Source organism: Aquimarina spongiae (genome assembly GCF_900141785.1).
Classification (GTDB): domain Bacteria; phylum Bacteroidota; class Bacteroidia; order Flavobacteriales; family Flavobacteriaceae; genus Aquimarina; species Aquimarina spongiae.
In genome coordinates this window covers 334,554-352,056 of the sequence record NZ_FQYP01000004.1, presented here as the reverse complement: position 1 = coordinate 352,056, position 17,503 = coordinate 334,554, and the positions used below count along the sequence as shown (strand labels likewise).

Below are 17,503 nucleotides of genomic sequence, written 5' to 3'. Positions count from 1 at the left end.
TTAGTACTTACAAGATAACGATTTCTTACTTATTTTCTTCTATTCGATCCAATCGGATTGACAACGCTTTGGTAGAAATTTGAACTTCAACAAAGGACAAAAAAAGTGAAATCATCAAACAAAGCAAACTCATACTAAATACGACATTGGCCCACTCATTTTTTTCTACATACAGTAAAAACATGGTGATTACACTTGTTAAAAAACTAATAATAGCTATCGCCTGCATGTTTCTGATTAACCAAAGTCGTTTTCTTAAGTTCTTAATTTGTAAAACTGTATTTTTGGATTGTGTACTTAAATACTCACTATGCAATTGCCTTATCAGTGCAGCTATGGCCAAATACCTTGCATTATATGCCAGCATAGTTAAGGATATTGCAGGAAACAAAAGTGCCGGGATGCTCATGTTTAATGTCATAACCAGATGATTTTTGACACTAAGGTACTTCAAATTCACTAGAGATCACTCAAAAACATATCAGTCATTCTCAAAGCCAAATATTCCCATCACATTTTCAACAGTGTTATCTTGATTCAATCCGGTTCCCCATCGACCACTAAATCCTCCATCAGAGGCATACATGTATCCTACCATCACAATTTCTTTTGGAGGAGTTTCATTGGTAGAAAAATTAACTGTTACTATAGAACCATCGGCGGTCCAGGCTCCAACACCTTCAAAATCTGACCCGTCTGTGGCAACTAATTCTGCATTTCCACCTTCAGACAATACCAATTGAGTATCATTAATTATTGTCGAAAAATCAGGTTCATCTGATGTATCGGTGTTGAATCCTCCTATAAAAAAACCATTCTTAAACGTGTTTCTAAATGTAATTCTGGTAGTCGCTGTCTCTACAGTATTTACTGCAGTCACAACGATTTCCTTTTCTCCCAACGGAACTCTATTGTCCCAGGTAATGACTCCTGTTGTTTTATCTATAAAAATCACTCTTCCTACCAGATCATCGTCTTCGGGAGAGGTTAGCGTTGTGGCCGAAAAGGTACCTGTTTCTCCCATCCAATTTACTGTTGGAGGATTGGTCTGCCCTTCTTGGCGGAATGTATTTTCGATCACACTTTGATCATAGGTAACTCTTAATTCATTTGATGAATCATCATCACTACCACAAGAAAACTGTAGTAGTATGAACACAAAACTATATACTATTCTTTTCATTTGTTTCTTGATTTAAAAATTACGAGTAGAGATGAATGCCCAAATTATCATAACTATAAGCATCCCCAAGCCTGTAAATTGCCAAATTGGACCTTTGGCTTTATTTTTTAAAACATCATACTCCTTTCTTACGGATACTGGCATCTCTTTGGTGTGCAGAACATTTTTGCAATGTTGACACTGTGACATTCCTTTTTTACCAATCGGAAACATAGGAATCCAAAATATATGAGCATGCCTTCTGAACACGAATAATTTTAATGACCCTTGAGTCCCACAACTTGGACAAATAGAAGTTGTAGACTGTTTTGAGGATATATAAACTGCTTTGCTACCGTAGATGATCATAATGCTCTTATTTCTCTTTTGTTTTTCATAACCCCAAACAGCAAACTTCGTCTCCAAAGTTTACTGTTTTTACATGTGGGGAATCTTAAAACCAATTCATTTATTTAATATCAAAAAGTGCTGCAATCTCTTTATAAGACATACTCTTATAATCTATTGCCGATTTTGCTGCTGCTTGTCCTCCAGGAATAATCACATATCGATAGTCTTCAAAAAAATCGAAATCATTATCTCCACCACCAATCACAACACCTAAAGCTCTTATTCGACCATCATTTAAACTATATGTATATAATTGATTCTCTGATCGGTTTTCATAAGGCAAAGGCACTACTTCTAAACCTATTGCTGCTAACACACCTTCTCCTCTGGCATATACCATAACCACGCTAGTGTCGAGATTTACACCCATATCGGTAATTTCTTGCTGACTAGCCAAAGTGAAAATCTTTTGATTGAGACCTCCTCCTGTGGCAAACCCATTTGGAATCCAATCCGAATAAATCACATTTGCAGTTCCTGTTTCTCCCTGTTCCCCTTGATCACCCTGTGGCCCTTGTTCTCCCTGTATTCCTGATTCACCTTGTGGTCCTACAGCGCCATCTTCTCCCTCGCAAGAGAAAATCAATACCGATACAAAAAGGATGGCTGTGTACTTAATTACATTTTTCATTGCATTTACTATTTTTAAAGTTTGTAACATCATGAGGCAAACTTATGTACAACTACAATTTTGAATGTCCGAAATGTTTGATAGTCAAAAAATCCGGACGCTTATCTGTTTTTGTCATTCTTCCATATTTATTGTAAAACAAAAACCCCGAGATGGTATCCCGGGGAATTCCTTAAATCAAAGGGGTTAGGCTAATTATTTGATGTTAAAAAGCTTTACGATTTCTTCGTAAGACATTGCACTATAATCTATAGAAGATCTGGCTACTCCACCTGGGATGATAACAAATCTAAAGTCGTCAAAAAAGGTAAATAAATTAGTTCCTCCGTCTAGTGTAGATACTTCAATTCGTAAAGAAGCACCTCCAGCAAAATTAGACACTTGAAAACCATAATATTCATCTTGTGAAGCAAATACAAATGGGAGCTGATAAACTTCTGAAACGATAACATTTACTTCACGTCTACCGTATACCAATAATACATCTTCGGCAAGGTCAAATTCACCCACTCCTAGTGTAGCCAATAATTGGGTGTTGGTTTCTGCAGCTCCACCCGTTTCAAAATCTCTGGCTATCCATTCTGAATAGATTACATTTGCTGTTCCTGTTTCTCCTTGTTCGCCTTGCTCACCCTGTTCTCCTTGTTGTCCCTGAGGGCCTTGTTCCCCTTGTATTCCTGGTTCGCCTTGTGGGCCAATAGCACCGTCTTCCCCTTCACATGAGAATATAAATACAGATAGTACCATTATCGCCGCATACTTAATTACATTTTTCATCGCTTTCATAATTTTAATGTTATTTAAAAATCTTGTAGCAAACTTAAGTGGTACAATCCCCACAAACGTCCGAAATAGTTGATAGTCAAAAAATTCGGACATCTTTGGATACTATTCGTTTCTAATAAGAATCCATCTCTTCTTTACAGGTGACAATTTGCTTGAGATCATAACCCAATTGTGCTTCTTCCCATAGGTTGATATCACCCTTAATGGACCGCGGGTCCTGGCCGGATTGTATATATGTTATCAGTGATTGTACTTTGGGATCATGTATTCCTTCTATTTTTAATATCGACTTGCCACCGGGATGCACATAATTACCTTCGTAGGCATAACAACACACCAATATGTGATCACCTTCTTGAATATTTGCCTGGTAAAAGGCATCTGTACTTATCAACTTTTGGTTCTGATAGGTTTTTTTCTGAAGTTTTTTTGAAAAAAGAACACTATCTACTTTAATCATTCCTTTTTGTGCTACATAATGCTGCTCAATGCGCTCTTCCTGAAGTGCTACTACCGTACCCAAAAACACCAAACTATAGGGTTCTCCACAATACCCTAAAAAAGGACCTGATTGGGGCCACCAATAGGTATATCCCAGTTTGAAGGTATCTTGATTTTGAAGTTGAACCGACTCTTTATATACAGTTGGAGAAGATTTTATTGCGTCTCCTTTCTTATGGTCACTACAATCTACTACACCTAAAAGGCATATCACAAGACAAGACAACTTAAACTGAAGTAATTTCATTTTTCTGGGTTTTTACTCTAGAGCGAACACCACTTTTACATAATATTTTGAAGGCTCTTTTATCTCTGTAGCGCTGTAATATTTGTATTTGTTACTTTGCGGAGCTTCAATTTGAATAATTTTCCCTACCGTTCTTCCTATGTTATTAACAATTTGAGTGGCCGTATTTCTGGCGTTATCGATCGCTTCCTTATTCAATTTCCCGATTTGCTCACTGGTCAATTCTTTGGATATGATATCCACTTTTGTATTTATCACTCCCTCCATGCTTTGACTTAGGATGAGTTCTACTTCGCTTTTGGAAGCTGTTTTATAAAAATAAAACCTCGAAGTATTATAAGCATAGGAAGTAAGACGATATATTTCATCTTCTTCAAAACGGCTAAAATCAATATTTACTTTACTTAACGCAGCCGCAAATTCTTTAGCAATTTCATTCACCGTTTTGCCTTTGATGTTTCTGTAACTATCTCCTATAACTTCTCTAAACTCTACATTTGCAATGTATCTTTCGATCTCAGTACTTTTATCAGCCTCCCCCATTACGGTTATCGAATTCGTCTCTTGCGCTTGCACTACGCTTTGGCATAAAATAAGGACCAATATTGTCATTTTAATAGATTTCATAGTTTTTTGTTTTAAATTTTTCTTCTAATGTTAGGTCTATGGTATTACTGTTTCTGCGATACACCATTTTTCAGAGAAATCAATATGTTCTTGTACAAAATCAGGTGTTCCGAAGCCTAAAGGGCAATGTGCTAGATTTTGATTGTCATTAATTTGAAGTTCTGTTCTACCTCCAACACCAATACCTCCTAAATGCTGTTCTGCACTTACCTGATCTCCAATAGTAATTTCGGGATCAATAATATGATCATATATAATAAGCCATTTAGAATCTGCTGTAGGTCGTATCCATACTTCAAGATCATCTACATTTGTATTCATTCTAATATCCACCACAATTCCGTTTGATACCGATCTTACCTGGGCACCTACTTGATCAGAAAAGTACTCGATAGCTGGGTTGAGCTGAGTTGGAGTTAGTGCATCTCCAAAAGCTATAAATGAAGTGATTTGATCAAATGCTACAGGAGTTACTGAAAATACCGGAGGGCTAGGATCCAACAACCGATCATCGTCTGAGCATGAGACCCCTATCAAAACCAAGATTACAAACCCCATCCATTTCATAGCCACGTGTATTGTTTTATTGATATCCCCAAACATCCTGAAAATACATAGCAGATTGTTCCAGACTGAATCCATTGATTACCCATAAGCGATCATCAAAAAACAAAGACGTATGATAACCACGAGGTTCGAAATTCTTTTTAACGTGTACAAACTCCCACGCGACCCCATCTTCACTAAACCAGATGTCGTCAAAATAATCATGATTTGGACCTATCCCTGCAGTTAACCACATACCTTTTTCATTGACAGTAACCGCATGATTTCTTCTTGGATCAAACTGTGCATTTGGTGTAGCTAGATTCCATTGAAATCCATTTGCAGAATACCACACATCATTGAGGTAGTTCCCATTTTGATCAATTCCTCCTATCACCCAGATAGTATTCCTGAAAACTACCGTTTGATGCCCATATCGTCTTCCAAATGGTGCGAAATTAGTGGCCAAATTCCAATTCACACCATCACTTGTCACCCAAACATCTGCCAAAGCATTGGATCCAGTGGTCAAACCACCAATCAAGAACATTCTACCATTTAAGTTGGTAAAGGAGTGATATCTACGTGCAGCAAAAGGTCCATTTTCTATCGCTTGTTCCCATTCTTTTCCATTTTCACTATGCCAAACATCATTAAAAAAGTTAGTCCCTTGTGTACCTCCTACTAGCCACATTCTCTTGTGGCCTACCGTTATGGCATGACCGAAACGTTCGGTAAACTTGGATGTCGCACTGATCTGCTCCCAGGTCTTTCCGTTCTTGCTACACCATACATCATTATAATATTGCTGGTTTTGAATACCTGCAACTACCCACATTTTATGATCAAAAACTACCGAAGCGTGTGCCGCTCTACCTCCATAAGGCGTGGCTTCGTTCACTACTATATCAGAAAAACCAATTGCTCCCGCAGGTGCCATTTTCTCTGAAGTAGTCTGGTTAATCTCATCGACAGTAAGCTCCTCATTAATTTCACATCCGCTAATTATCACTAGCAACAACAGTACTATATATACAAATGGTATTTTATATTTAGTATCCATAACCCTGGTTTTTAGAATTTTAATACTAAGCTAATCAGGGTGGTTGCTTTGGGTATCCGAAAAGTTTGAATTTCAAAAGATTCGGATACTTTGTATGGGTATTCTTTTCAAAAAGAAAGTATCTATGGCTTGGTTTTTCTTTTGTATAGCAAAACTAAAAGCACAAACAATATCCCGAAGCAAGGGAATAGTATTTTATAGATGATCGTATTTCTATCATCTCCATCTGGATGTGATGATGCTTGATCAACGATTTTTTTCTCTTTTACCTGGAAAGTATCTATTGCTCTTCCCGATGAGTTATTGGGCATTTCTATAAACACTCTATCGGAGATGTTTTCTGGTCGATAATCAACAATGTCTTTATATATCTTTTCGATCTCATGGCCTTTTACCGAAGTTTTCTGAATGGTTTTATCCAGAATAGGCTCTCGATAATACTTTTTGGCAAATTCAACTTCAGGATCTTGTCCATTTTGTATCCATCGTATCTCATCATTTCTGATATTTTGGTAAAACGATGTCCCTTTGTCAATCTCATCTTTTAGTAATTTCTCGAGATCTTCCAATGTAAATCGATCTCCTTTTCGATCCGTAAATTGATGGTAGAGCAAATACCCTACTTTTTTGTCATAAAGATATTTTACTTCAGAAACACTAGGATGATATGATGCCTTGAGATAGGCTCTTGCTGCCAATTGTCTAGCCCCTTCTGCCCAACCAGAACCGACTAACAGATCACCAAGTGCTTCAAGAAGAATAGGAGAGTCGTAGTTTCCAAACTTCATCATTCCCATGATCCCTTTTACCGCATGTTTTACTTCTTCGTCAGGTAGCTTTTTTATTGATAAGGATTGCCCATTATGTTTTTCGCGATAAACCTGTAATAAAAACGAATAGAAGTTATCCTGGTCTCGAGGTGGGCAGGGCAAACACTTTCTAAATGTCGCAGATAGTGGTAAAGGAACCGTTCCATCTTCCTTCTTACTAACCACATATTGGGCTAAGTATTTCTGATAAATTTCTCTCCCAAAATGTGCATCGGGATTGATCTGTATTGCTTTATCAATATATTCGATCCCTTTTTCTAATTGTCCGTTGTGAATATAGAATGTTCCCAGATTTGCATACGTCTTGTAATTTTGGGGAGAAATGCTGTCTTTTTTCAGGATGATCTGGATGGCTTTGTTGTCATTCCCTGTTTTGGAATAGGCTACAGCCAGATCGTCGTATAGATCAAAACGATCAGGATGTTTTTTTAATTTTTCTTCTCGATCTTCTATTCTCCAATCATAAAATTCTGGCGAGTGCCGTAGAAAGTTTCCAGAGATTAATTCTATCACGCTAGGAAACTTTTGTCTTTCCATTTCGATAGTATCATAATCCCAAAAACAGAATATGATCGATAAAAAACTAATCATTAATACATAGAAAGAGTTCATATTTTGTGATGTATATGTTTGAAAAAAAGGATCCTCATTACTTTCGTTTAGGTTAGCAAATGAGGACCCGCGAGTAATGAAAAGCATACGGACAAAAAACCTCATCATTACGCAAAATTATAGGAATAGGGGTAAAATATTATTCTAACTTAATAACCCAATAGTTAAAATCTCCTGTAGTACCTTCTCCATTACCCATAATATTGGTGTACCACGTTCCGGCCGTTATAAAACCTCCATCACTTGTCTCCTGAATGGAAAATGCATAATCGTCTCCCTGTCCTCCCAGATTTTGCTGCCATACCATATCTCCATTGGCTTGCAATCGTAAAATCCAGAAATCTGCGGCTCCATTGTTGTTTTCTACATCAAAATCATCAGAACTCGAGCTTCCTATCGCAATGTATCCTCCATTATTGGTTTGTTTTATATCCGTAATCCAATCAGAGCTTGAACCACCATATGATTTTGTCCAAACAATATTTCCTGCTACATCAGTTTTTATGATAAAAGCATCAGATCCTCCTTTGTTCTCCAAAACATTCCCATTTTCGGACTGTGATGCGCCTCCAATGATATAGCCTCCATCTGGTGTTTGTTGTATAGAATTGGCGGTATCATTCTCGGATCCTCCGTATTTTCTATCCCATTCAACAAGACCATCCTGATCTAATTTTACGACCCACACATCCCTCTTGTCTACCTCGGTCTCTGTAGATCCTGTAAAAGCATATCCAAGATCAGCGGTTTCTACCACCGACATTGCTACATCTCGTTGTGCATCACCCAGATTGGTTTCCCATAACAACTCACCGTTCTCATCTAGTTTTACGACCCAGGCATCAGATTGTCCCGATACATCAAACGTGTCGGAACTTGTAAACCCTACGGCCACGATTGCACCGTCTGAAGTTTCTATGATCGCTTCCAAAATATCGTCTTCTCCTCCACCTGCTCCTGTTCTCCAAACGATGTTTCCTGAAGCGTCCAGTTTTACAATCCAAAAATCACGCATTCCGTTGTTTACAACAACATCCCCGTCGCTTGAGGTGGAAAATGCCCCTACAATGTAACCTCCATCTGCGGTTTGTTGAATATCATGAATGGTTTCGTTTGCAGTTCCTCCTAAGCTTGTTTCCCATTGTACATTTCCTTCAGCATCTAATTTTACGATCCAGCCGTCTTTTCCTCCATTGTTCTCAGTTACATCCCCATCTTCAGATTCGGTTACTCCAGCCACAATATATCCCATATCCGCAGTTTGTAAAATGGCATAGGCCTCATCATCAAAGCTTCCTCCCAATGATTTTTGCCAGGCCACCATCACTTCGTTTGATGATCCTAAGGTGGTAAAATTAAATTCGCTTTCGGAAGAACCATTATTTCCATCACTGGCCACTATCATTCCTGTGTACATGGTTTGCTCACTAAGATTATCTAGCAAGAATTGTGTCACTTTTAATTGTGATTGAATTTCATTTCCATTCAAAAACACCGAATAGGTAATCGTATCTCCGTTTGGGTCAATAGCTGGATCCCAGGTTAACAAACTACTGGAATTTGTTGTTTCTGTTACTGTAACCGTAAAATCGCCGGGGTTTTGATTTTCAATTTGTAGTACCTCATCGTCGTCATCTGAGCATCCTGATATGGCTAACGATATCAAAAGGATTGCAAAATATACTTTGTTCATCTTGTTTGTTTTCCCGAAAAGTACTCCGGTAGCTAAGAATCACTATCCAGAAAGTTTGAATTTCAAAGAATCTGGACACTTTCAAGCCGCCGTTTTGCGATAAATACTAGGAGAGATACCTACCATTTTCTTGAAAGCACTATAAAAAGTAGATTTCGAATTGAAACCAGACTCTAAACCAATACCGACTATAGTATAATTTGTAAAATCCATATTGGTGAGTTTCAATTTGGCATCTTCTACTCTGAAGCTATTAATATAATCCGCAAAGTTTTTTCCTGTTAATTTATTAACCACTTGGGATAAATAATTACTGCTAATCTTAAGTTGATGCGCCACACTAGTAAGCCCCAAATTAGGGTCCCGATATATTTTGGATTCTCTCATCAATGATTCGAGTTCTTTGAAATAAACATTGTCATCGGTGATATTACAGGTACTGCTATTATTGCAGATTTGTTTTAGTTTTTGCTCTGTAAGTTTGGCAATTAATCGAAACAAAAACACATGATTTTCTTTAAAAAAGTCTTCCTTAGAATGTTCAGAATCCAATACTCCCATTACCATGTCTCCTATATAGATAGGAACGGCTAATTCTGACTTCCTTCTGGCATCATCTACTATATATGAAGAGTGAGCGGATAAGTCTCCTATTCTTTGATATGCTCCGGTTTTTGCAACATGACCAACAATACCTTCTCCAACTTTAATTTTGATAGGGCTAACGATCTTTTTTTCACCATTGTTCTTATTGCCATAGGCCGCTTTCTGAATAAGATACTCTTTGTCTTTATCAAGCATGTAGATCACACAGTCCTCAAGATGTAAATGGGAAATACAATTTTCTACGATATCCCATAACACATCATGAACACTATTTTTATCGAACAGTGAAGTAGCAAAATAACTTAATATAGATATAGTTTGTAGCGGTGCTTTTTGTAGATAATTATTATCAAATCCAGTAAATACTTCTTCCAAATAATGAGTTGAAGGAGATCTAAAAGATTGGCGAGATTCCTCTTTTTTTATAAGATCAGTTCTTTGTCTTTTTCGAATTGGGTTCAAAGAACTTGTGTAACAAGATCGCTTCTGAATGTCCATTTTTTTGTTTTTTGTCCTGATCAAATATACCTTCAGAATATGCTGTAAAACAAACTATATCTCTCGAAATTCCGAGAATTTCGAAGTTTAAAAACAATCATAACATATTGATTATCAAGCATTTTCTTGATTTTTACTTTGTTTTTATCTAACTACATAAAATAGTATCTTTAAAGCGCGTAAACCTATTAAATTCCCTGTTGCTTTTGAAAATTAAAGAAGCATATTCTGTTGTTATTTCCTTTTATCCTAAGGTCATATTAGCTTTCTTATTTTTGAGCATTCAGTCCCTTATTTCTCAAGAAAAAGAATTTGAGATTCCTGATTCTTTAAAAGGGTTAGATTACAAAGAATTATACCGCACGTATATAAAAACCTGGCCAGATACCTTAACCTCGACTGTTTACCTAAATAGTTATTTAAAAAAAGCGGTTGGCGAAAACAATAAGATAGAGATGGCTAAAGCCTATTGCTTGCTTTCTTATTATGCCAAAGAAGAATCAGAAAAATTAAAGTTATTAGATCGTTCGATACTATTGAGTGCTGGTTCTGGCGATAAAACCTATCCTATTGAAGCCTACTCTTTCAAGGGAGGGTATTTCTTGAAAAAAGGAGATATTGTTGCTGCTCTTGACAACTATTTAAAAATATTACCTATTGCAGAACAAGTACAAAATCAAGAGTACCTTTATATAACCCGACATAATATTGCCCGTATAAAAACCGAAATTGGAAAGCATGATGAGGCACTACCTTTATTCAGAGAAAATTTTATACGTAATAGCACAAGAAAAAATATTGATACTACCCGATATTTAAAATCTTCTATTGCACTGGCAGAATCTTATCGATACAATAATGAGTTAGATTCTGCATCGATAACCAACGAAAAAGCACTTGAAAAACTTCAAAACTCCGAATATCATTATCATAGGTTTTATGGTAAAATAATGATCAATAAGGGTATTACTGATTTCTTTAAAAGAAATTACAAAGCCTCAGAAAAAAGTATGCTAGAAGGGATTAGTATGCTAGATCAACAAAATGCAGAAAACAAAAAACTCTATATTTTGGGTTCATTTTACTTGGGTAAATTGAAACGTCTACAGAAGGATCTTAACGAAGCAAAAAAACAATTCTTGGTTGTGGATTCTGTTTTTCAAAAAGAGAAAAAAGCACCACTTGAAGTAAGAGAGAGTTATGAATTCTTAATTAACTTTTTTAAGGATAAAAATCAAAAGGAAATGCAGTTGGATTACATTAATAAACTCATTTCTTTTGATAGCATCACGAATAGTGAGGCTTCATTTGTATCTTCACGACTTTTTAAAGAGTTTGATACTCCTATACTGCTAAAAGAGAAAGAAAAACTTATTGATGAGCTAAAAGGAACCAACAAAAACCTATATCTGTTAGTTGCCTTTCTTGCGATTCTTACACTAATTGTAACCGTTTTCTTTTACAAACTTTACAGAAAGAAAAAAGAGTATCAACTAAAATTTGAGCAGCTCATTACAAAAAACAACACCACGCCTACTTTGGAAAAAACCGAGAAAGCTGATATCGGAGTGCCAGAAGAGATTATTTTAGATATTTTGAAAAAACTCGAAGCCTTTGAGAAAAAACAGCTTTTCCTGAAAAAAAACATCAGTATTACTTCTTTGGCAAAAGACAACAAGACCAATACCAAATACCTTTCTAAAATCATAAATCATTATAAAGAAAAGAACTTTGCCAACTATATCAATGATCTTAGAATTGCCTACGCTGTAGATCGATTAAAAACCGATAAGGTGTTAAAAAACTATACGATTCAGGGTATTGCAGAAGAAATGGGATTTAATACCGCTGAGTCTTTTTCTTCGGCCTTCAAAAAGACCACCGGCATCAAAACTTCGTACTTTATTAAGAAATTACATGAGTTAGATACGCAAGAACATTAACGAAATTCCGTGAATTTCGACTAATAATCTCCTCATTTTGAGTCTTTTTACTTTTTTTACCCTATTTTTAAAACCGGAAAACATTTAATAAACTAAGGACAGATGAAAAAAGTAAAGGGCAAAAAACTGGAATTGAAAAAACTTAGTGTTGCTAAGTTAAGCGAGAGTAATATGTATAATCTCAAAGGAGGAAAAAAAAGTAGGGAACCTAATTGTAAAGGAGGAGATGATATTATCTTTAATTCTATGGCTGACAGATGTGAAACGCGTCGTGCCGATTGTACATCTCCTACAGTAATTGGATTTTAAATTAGACTTCTTGATATTTTAAAAACCCTTCAATATGATATTGAAGGGTTTTATATTTTTATGAAACGAATTTTTCTTTGTATTCTGTAGGTGTCATCCTGGTGTGCTTTTTGAAAGTACGGTAAAACACGGATTTAGAGTTAAAACCAGCTTCCAGACCAATAGATAATAAAGTATACTTATCATATTGTGTGTTGTCGAGCATCTTTTTTATTTCTTCTACTCTAAGTTTACCTATGATGTCGCAAAATGTTCTGCCTGTGTTTTTATTGATAATTTGTGACAAATAATTTGCGCTTATCTCCAATCTTTCTGCCACTACATCCAAGTTCAACAAAGGGTCCAAATGTATTTTTTCAGTCTTTATAAGCCGAACAAAATTTTCAAAATGAGGGTTTTCTATATACATACGATTACAACTTTTCGATATTCTTATTTGATAAGAATTCCATTACTTCGTAAAAGTATTGTGATCCCTAATTGTTGTATATGAACATTGTTCCAAAAACTATGACAAACGTTTCATGACAAAACGTAGTCTATCATTATTTGATTTCAAAAATCTTCTTTTCTGTCTCTTTTCCTATTGAAATTTGAGCGTAATACTTTCCTACCGGTAAATAGTAAGCTCCATTTTTTCTCTTTGCCACTTCTTCGTCAGGAAATTCTTTTTCTAGCAAGCCTTTACCTTTTTCGGTCATCGTAACATCATATTCGACTTGATTAAATCCTTTTTCCGCCTTAGCTGAAAAGTCTTGTAATACACTACCTTCTAGAGTCATTATTTGTACAGATACATCGGCTCCTTGAGCGGTATAAAACTCAATCGTCGCTGAGGGTTGTCTAGCCTCCAGCCACTTGCTCCAGGAAACACCCCATTGCTCTGACCAGGTGATATCTTGAATATCAAAAATATGTAGTGATTTATTTTTTACTTCATCATTGAATGCTTGTAACGCACCAATATCCGTTTTGTAAATACTTCTTCCATGTGTTCCTAGTAACAAATCACTTTCCTCTGGTTGAATTACTAAATCGTGAATGGCTACATTGGGTAATCCTTTTGAGAATGCTTGCCATGATTTTCCTCTGTCCAGAGAAACATAAGCTCCGTTATCTGTTCCCAGATACAGTACATTCTCGTTTTTAGGATCTTCCTGAATAACATTTACAGAAGATAATGGGATTTTTTGTCCTATATTTTGCCAGGTAGCTCCATAGTTTTCACTTACAAATACGTAAGGCGTAAAATCATCATTTCTATACCCGTTTAAAGTAACATATACCCGTTCTTTTTTGTGAGCAGAGGCTACTACTCTCGATACCCAAAGATCCTTGGGGAGTGAGCTAGATATATTGTTCCAATTTCCTCCAGAATTTTTGGTAACTTGGATCAATCCATCATCACTACCCGTATAAATCAATCCAAACTGAAATGGAGATTCTGAAATGGTAGTAATGGTTCCATACGCTACGTTCCCTTTTTTGCCTCCTTGCGTTAAATCTCCTGAAATCGCGGTCCAATCATCTCCCTGGTTCATGGATCTCATTAACTTATTCCCTCCCAGATATAAAATATCCTGATTATGAGAAGAAAGCAGAATTGGTGTTTGCCAATTAAAACGATACGGAGACTCTCCAAGTTTGTGCTTTGGTTGGATATAGGTTTGTTCTTGATTAGCTCGATCCAGTCTAAAATAATTACCGAATTGAAAACCTGTGTATACAATATTGGCATCTCTCTTATCGATCTGTACCTGCATACCATCTCCTCCTAGAATACTCTCCCAATTATAATGACCGCTTTGGTGCCATTCTGAACTTTCTTCGGCATCATTAGGACCTACCCAAACACCATTATCCTGCAGACCTCCGTACACATTATACGGGGTTTCGTGATCGATATTAATAGCATAAAACTGTCCTACATTGGGCTGATTAGCCTTGACCCAATGTTTACCGTCATCATAGGAGATATTAATCCCACCATCATTACCATTAATTAAATGATTAGGATTATTGGGGTCAATCCATAAAGCATGATGATCGGCATGTACGTTTTTTCCTTGTATGCTAGAAAATGTTTTACCTCCATCCTTCGATTTCAGAATGGGAACACCACTAATATAAATATGTTCTTTGTTTTTTGGGTTTACTTGAATTTGTCCGAAGTAATATCCATAACTAAAGTAAATATCATCCAGATAATCAGTATGTGTCTTTTTCCATGATTTCCCACCGTCATCACTTCGATATACTTCGGCACCAACTACTGGTGTGTCAAACAACATCGAATTTGCGTCTTCCAAATATTTGGCCAAGTCTTTGGGCTGAGCGTTACCACTTCGTACCATCTGCTTTACATTATCTGCTCTGTATTTTTCCTGAAATCCATTGGTTTTCAGAAAAACATTCAACTTTTTGTTATTGATTTTCAAAAAATCGTCTTTAGACATTGTTTTGAAATCTTCTTTGGTTAACCTATCGGTATTGCTTTTTGTTTGATTTTTCTTTCTTCTAAACTGATTGTCATGTACTACATAGATTGTATTTTCGTCAAAAACGGCAACTCCAATTCTTCCCACTCCATCGCCAGTGGGAAACCCACTATTTTCTAATGAGATTTTATTCCAGGTTTCCCCAGCATCCGTACTTTTATAAATACCAGATCCTGCCCCGTTTCCTCTAAAATTCCATGCCTTCCGATCTTTATCCCAAGCAGTGGCATACATCGTATTAAAGCTATTAGAGGCATATTCCACATCAATGATTCCCGTTTGATCGTTGATAAATAAGGTTTGTTTCCATGTCGCACCTCCATCGGTTGTTTTATAGATTCCTCGTTCCTGATTTGTAGAATACAAATGACCCGTTATCCCAATGACCACTTCATCAGGATTATTTGGATTAATAACGATCCGACCTACGTGATGAGAATCTGACAAACCTACATTTTTCCAGGTCTTCCCTTTATCTGTAGATTTCAAAATTCCTATTCCCGCATACGAAGATCGCGATGCATTGTTTTCTCCGGTTCCTACCCAGATCGTTCCGTTTTTCCAATCTATGGCAATATCACCAATGTTAATCGTCTCTGCCCCATCCATCACCGGAGTAAAAGTAGTACCATTATTTGCAGTATACCATAATCCCCCAGAGGCATAGGCCACATAAAATTCTGAAGTGTTTTCTGGATTAACATCTACATCTACTACTCTTCCGCTCATTACAGAAGGGCCGATGTTTGTAAAAGGAACATTTTTGACTATTGAGGTAGCTTCCATTTCCTTTTTCTGCGACAATCCGCCGATCATATCTTCAGCACTGGTTACTGGTTGTTGTGCAAAAAGAGAACAGGAAAAAATAAAGTAAGCTAAGGTGAGTGTTTGTGTTTTCATTTTGACCGTCATTTAGTGGCCTGAAAGTAGATATTGTTAAAACAATCTCAAAATTTTTAGTTATTGTTTAACTACTTCCAAATATGTCTTTACCTTCTGAGGTCACTTCTTCTTTTAAGAAAACTCATGGTGCCAAAACCTATAACTAAAGCAGATACGTATAGAATTTGCATTCTATTCGGAGAAATCCCACCGAAATAATCAAAAACCGGAATCTTATTAATGTTTGCATAAGTAATGAAGAAAAACAAGATCTCAAACAACTTCTTAGTTTGGGTAAAAATTCCTAAAAATAGCGCTAGAAATACGATAAAAATGGCACCTAACAAAATAAACATCAACGCATTAATATCCAGAAGACATCCGTAAAGAAACAGTAGAGGAAATGCCAAACCTATCATTAATATCACTCCGGCGATTATCTGCGAAATCAAAATTCTACGCAAAGGTCTAAATGCTGAAAACGTAAAATAAAATACATCATTTTCCAGTTCTTTTGTGGTAAGATCTGACAACCTGTGTACCTGCAAAAACCATAAAATGGGTAACACCATTTGATGGGCAACCTCAATGTTTAAAAACGCCAATAAGATCATGCCTATTGCATTGACCATCCACAGCCACTTATTCCCTTTTCGTATTAATAAAAATAGTTCTGTTTTAATCAATGGCAGTATACTTTGATCTATTTGAGGCTTGGGTAATTGAGATAGGATAACCTCCCTAGATCCAAAACTCGATACGATATGTTGCTTTGTTTTTGTGGAGGATGTTCTTTCTTTGGTATTGAACCTATGAAAGAAAGGGGTAACTATAGCAATGAGAAGAACTCCAAAAAAAATCCATCCCAAGCGACTTGCGATAAAAGAAGAAGGGAAATCAATTCCTTCAAAATTAAATTTTTTTGCTTTGGTGGTATTTCCCAAAACATATCCTATGGTCATCTTAGAGGTCTTATGAGCAGGCAATAGCTTACGAACACTTTCTTCCATAGCATTCATCACTATTTTATTTCCAAAAACATCTAAATTATATTTCATTTTGTCTTGAGATGAAAACAACAAAAAAAAAGAAAACAGCACAAAAAAGAGTATGTTTTGAATCACAGTATATCTGCCTATTATTACCTCGAACAATACTGCCAAGACCGAAATCCAAAAAATAGCTGGTAGTGCAATAATTACATAAGGTTTAACAAATTGCAAGATCTCAAAATCAAACCCATCATTATATAAAATAAAAAGAAGAATACTCATCAAAAAAGTAATGCATACGATGGTAATTAGCACCAAAAAATTGCTAAAAACTCTAGACAATAAATAACTGAAGTTCTTAATTCTTGTAGTAGCAAGAATTTGACCTACTTTAGTTTTGACGTCCTTTTGGATACTATTGTTTACCAAATAAAAGCCAATCAAAGATAAAAATACGCTACTCATCATCGCGGTTACATATCCAAACCATGCCGAATTATAGTTGCCAACGTAATCACCAATCCTAATGGTGGAGTAACTGGCATTGGGTTCTGGAACAAAGGTGTATGAAATAGCCAAAGTTGCACAAAGTGTAATTAAGAAAGAATAACTTCGGATACGTGTTAGATAATCTAATTTTATGATGGTCAAAAAGGATCTCATGAG

Annotated in this window: 17 protein-coding genes; 2 read left to right on the top strand and 15 right to left on the bottom strand. The window is 36.1% G+C overall.

Annotation, left to right across the window (positions count from 1 at the left end; translation table 11 throughout):
- Nucleotides 1-25: 25 nt before the first annotated feature.
- From BUE24_RS11190 to BUE24_RS11135, 12 genes are all read right to left on the bottom strand, one after another.
- Complete coding sequence (locus BUE24_RS11190; protein WP_073316099.1) at nt 26-421, bottom strand: DUF2721 domain-containing protein; 396 nt, start codon at nt 419-421, stop codon at nt 26-28.
- Between the two features lie 60 nt (nt 422-481).
- Nucleotides 482-1,183, bottom strand: coding sequence for a hypothetical protein (locus BUE24_RS11185; RefSeq protein ID WP_073316098.1), 702 nt, complete (start codon nt 1,181-1,183; stop codon nt 482-484).
- A 12-nt stretch (nt 1,184-1,195) separates the two neighbouring features.
- On the bottom strand, nt 1,196-1,588 hold the full coding sequence (locus BUE24_RS11180; RefSeq protein WP_073316097.1) for a zinc ribbon domain-containing protein: 393 nt from the start codon (nt 1,586-1,588) through the stop codon (nt 1,196-1,198).
- A gap of 43 nt (nt 1,589-1,631) precedes the next feature.
- Nucleotides 1,632-2,204 carry a collagen-like protein gene (locus BUE24_RS11175; RefSeq protein ID WP_139241979.1) on the bottom strand — a complete coding sequence of 191 codons (573 nt, stop codon included), beginning with the start codon at nt 2,202-2,204 and terminating at the stop codon, nt 1,632-1,634.
- Between the two features lie 195 nt (nt 2,205-2,399).
- Complete coding sequence (locus BUE24_RS23945; protein ID WP_211483315.1) at nt 2,400-2,990, bottom strand: hypothetical protein; 591 nt, start codon at nt 2,988-2,990, stop codon at nt 2,400-2,402.
- Nucleotides 2,991-3,102: 112 nt separating this feature from the next.
- Nucleotides 3,103-3,738, bottom strand: coding sequence for a hypothetical protein (locus BUE24_RS11165; RefSeq protein WP_073316095.1), 636 nt, complete (start codon nt 3,736-3,738; stop codon nt 3,103-3,105).
- A 12-nt stretch (nt 3,739-3,750) separates the two neighbouring features.
- Nucleotides 3,751-4,365 (bottom strand): SIMPL domain-containing protein, encoded by a 615-nt coding sequence (locus tag BUE24_RS11160; RefSeq protein ID WP_073316094.1) that lies wholly within the window; start codon nt 4,363-4,365, stop codon nt 3,751-3,753.
- Between the two features lie 36 nt (nt 4,366-4,401).
- On the bottom strand, nt 4,402-4,932 hold the full coding sequence (locus BUE24_RS11155; RefSeq protein WP_170864592.1) for a hypothetical protein: 531 nt from the start codon (nt 4,930-4,932) through the stop codon (nt 4,402-4,404).
- A 16-nt stretch (nt 4,933-4,948) separates the two neighbouring features.
- Entirely contained in the window at nt 4,949-5,974 is a 1,026-nt protein-coding gene (locus tag BUE24_RS11150) for a Kelch repeat-containing protein (RefSeq protein WP_073316092.1), read from the bottom strand.
- A 122-nt stretch (nt 5,975-6,096) separates the two neighbouring features.
- Nucleotides 6,097-7,416: a tetratricopeptide repeat protein gene (locus BUE24_RS11145; protein WP_073316091.1), complete on the bottom strand. Its 1,320-nt coding sequence runs from the start codon at nt 7,414-7,416 to the stop codon at nt 6,097-6,099.
- Nucleotides 7,417-7,555: 139 nt separating this feature from the next.
- Nucleotides 7,556-9,109 carry a fibronectin type III domain-containing protein gene (locus BUE24_RS11140; protein ID WP_073316090.1) on the bottom strand — a complete coding sequence of 518 codons (1,554 nt, stop codon included), beginning with the start codon at nt 9,107-9,109 and terminating at the stop codon, nt 7,556-7,558.
- An 81-nt stretch (nt 9,110-9,190) separates the two neighbouring features.
- Nucleotides 9,191-10,213 (bottom strand): helix-turn-helix domain-containing protein, encoded by a 1,023-nt coding sequence (locus BUE24_RS11135; RefSeq protein WP_073316089.1) that lies wholly within the window; start codon nt 10,211-10,213, stop codon nt 9,191-9,193.
- A 206-nt stretch (nt 10,214-10,419) separates the two neighbouring features.
- Between BUE24_RS11135 and BUE24_RS11130 the strand changes: the two genes are divergently transcribed.
- Entirely contained in the window at nt 10,420-12,156 is a 1,737-nt protein-coding gene (locus BUE24_RS11130; protein ID WP_139241977.1) for an AraC family transcriptional regulator, read from the top strand.
- A 102-nt stretch (nt 12,157-12,258) separates the two neighbouring features.
- Nucleotides 12,259-12,465, top strand: a complete 207-nt coding sequence (locus BUE24_RS11125) for a class I lanthipeptide (RefSeq protein WP_073316087.1) — start codon at nt 12,259-12,261, stop codon at nt 12,463-12,465.
- Between the two features lie 58 nt (nt 12,466-12,523).
- Here BUE24_RS11125 and BUE24_RS11120 read toward each other — a convergent pair whose 3' ends face one another.
- The 3 genes from BUE24_RS11120 to BUE24_RS11110 form a co-directional block, all read right to left on the bottom strand.
- A complete protein-coding gene (locus BUE24_RS11120) occupies nt 12,524-12,874 on the bottom strand; it encodes a helix-turn-helix domain-containing protein (protein ID WP_073316086.1) in 351 nt (116 codons plus the stop codon).
- A 136-nt stretch (nt 12,875-13,010) separates the two neighbouring features.
- Entirely contained in the window at nt 13,011-15,863 is a 2,853-nt protein-coding gene (locus BUE24_RS11115) for a VPS10 domain-containing protein (RefSeq protein WP_073316085.1), read from the bottom strand.
- A gap of 89 nt (nt 15,864-15,952) precedes the next feature.
- Nucleotides 15,953-17,500: a hypothetical protein gene (locus tag BUE24_RS11110; RefSeq protein ID WP_073316084.1), complete on the bottom strand. Its 1,548-nt coding sequence runs from the start codon at nt 17,498-17,500 to the stop codon at nt 15,953-15,955.
- Nucleotides 17,501-17,503: the final 3 nt, after the last annotated feature.

Excerpts from the sequence above, each read along its gene's own strand:
- BUE24_RS11115 (WP_073316085.1), bottom strand. The coding sequence starts at position 15,863 with ATGAAAACACAAACACTCACCTTAGCTTACTTTATTTTTTCCTGTTCT.
- BUE24_RS23945 (WP_211483315.1), bottom strand. The coding sequence starts at position 2,990 with ATGAAAGCGATGAAAAATGTAATTAAGTATGCGGCGATAATGGTACTA.
- BUE24_RS11155 (WP_170864592.1), bottom strand. The coding sequence starts at position 4,932 with ATGAAATGGATGGGGTTTGTAATCTTGGTTTTGATAGGGGTCTCATGC.
- BUE24_RS11110 (WP_073316084.1), bottom strand. The coding sequence starts at position 17,500 with ATGAGATCCTTTTTGACCATCATAAAATTAGATTATCTAACACGTATC.
- BUE24_RS11145 (WP_073316091.1), bottom strand. The coding sequence starts at position 7,416 with ATGAACTCTTTCTATGTATTAATGATTAGTTTTTTATCGATCATATTC.
- BUE24_RS11185 (WP_073316098.1), bottom strand. The coding sequence starts at position 1,183 with ATGAAAAGAATAGTATATAGTTTTGTGTTCATACTACTACAGTTTTCT.
- BUE24_RS11140 (WP_073316090.1), bottom strand. The coding sequence starts at position 9,109 with ATGAACAAAGTATATTTTGCAATCCTTTTGATATCGTTAGCCATATCA.
- BUE24_RS11160 (WP_073316094.1), bottom strand. The coding sequence starts at position 4,365 with ATGAAATCTATTAAAATGACAATATTGGTCCTTATTTTATGCCAAAGC.
- BUE24_RS11125 (WP_073316087.1), top strand. The coding sequence starts at position 12,259 with ATGAAAAAAGTAAAGGGCAAAAAACTGGAATTGAAAAAACTTAGTGTT.
- BUE24_RS11150 (WP_073316092.1), bottom strand. The coding sequence starts at position 5,974 with ATGGATACTAAATATAAAATACCATTTGTATATATAGTACTGTTGTTG.
- BUE24_RS11175 (WP_139241979.1), bottom strand. The coding sequence starts at position 2,204 with ATGAAAAATGTAATTAAGTACACAGCCATCCTTTTTGTATCGGTATTG.
- BUE24_RS11190 (WP_073316099.1), bottom strand. The coding sequence starts at position 421 with ATGACATTAAACATGAGCATCCCGGCACTTTTGTTTCCTGCAATATCC.
- BUE24_RS11135 (WP_073316089.1), bottom strand. The coding sequence starts at position 10,213 with ATGGACATTCAGAAGCGATCTTGTTACACAAGTTCTTTGAACCCAATT.
- BUE24_RS11120 (WP_073316086.1), bottom strand. The coding sequence starts at position 12,874 with ATGTATATAGAAAACCCTCATTTTGAAAATTTTGTTCGGCTTATAAAG.
- BUE24_RS11165 (WP_073316095.1), bottom strand. The coding sequence starts at position 3,738 with ATGAAATTACTTCAGTTTAAGTTGTCTTGTCTTGTGATATGCCTTTTA.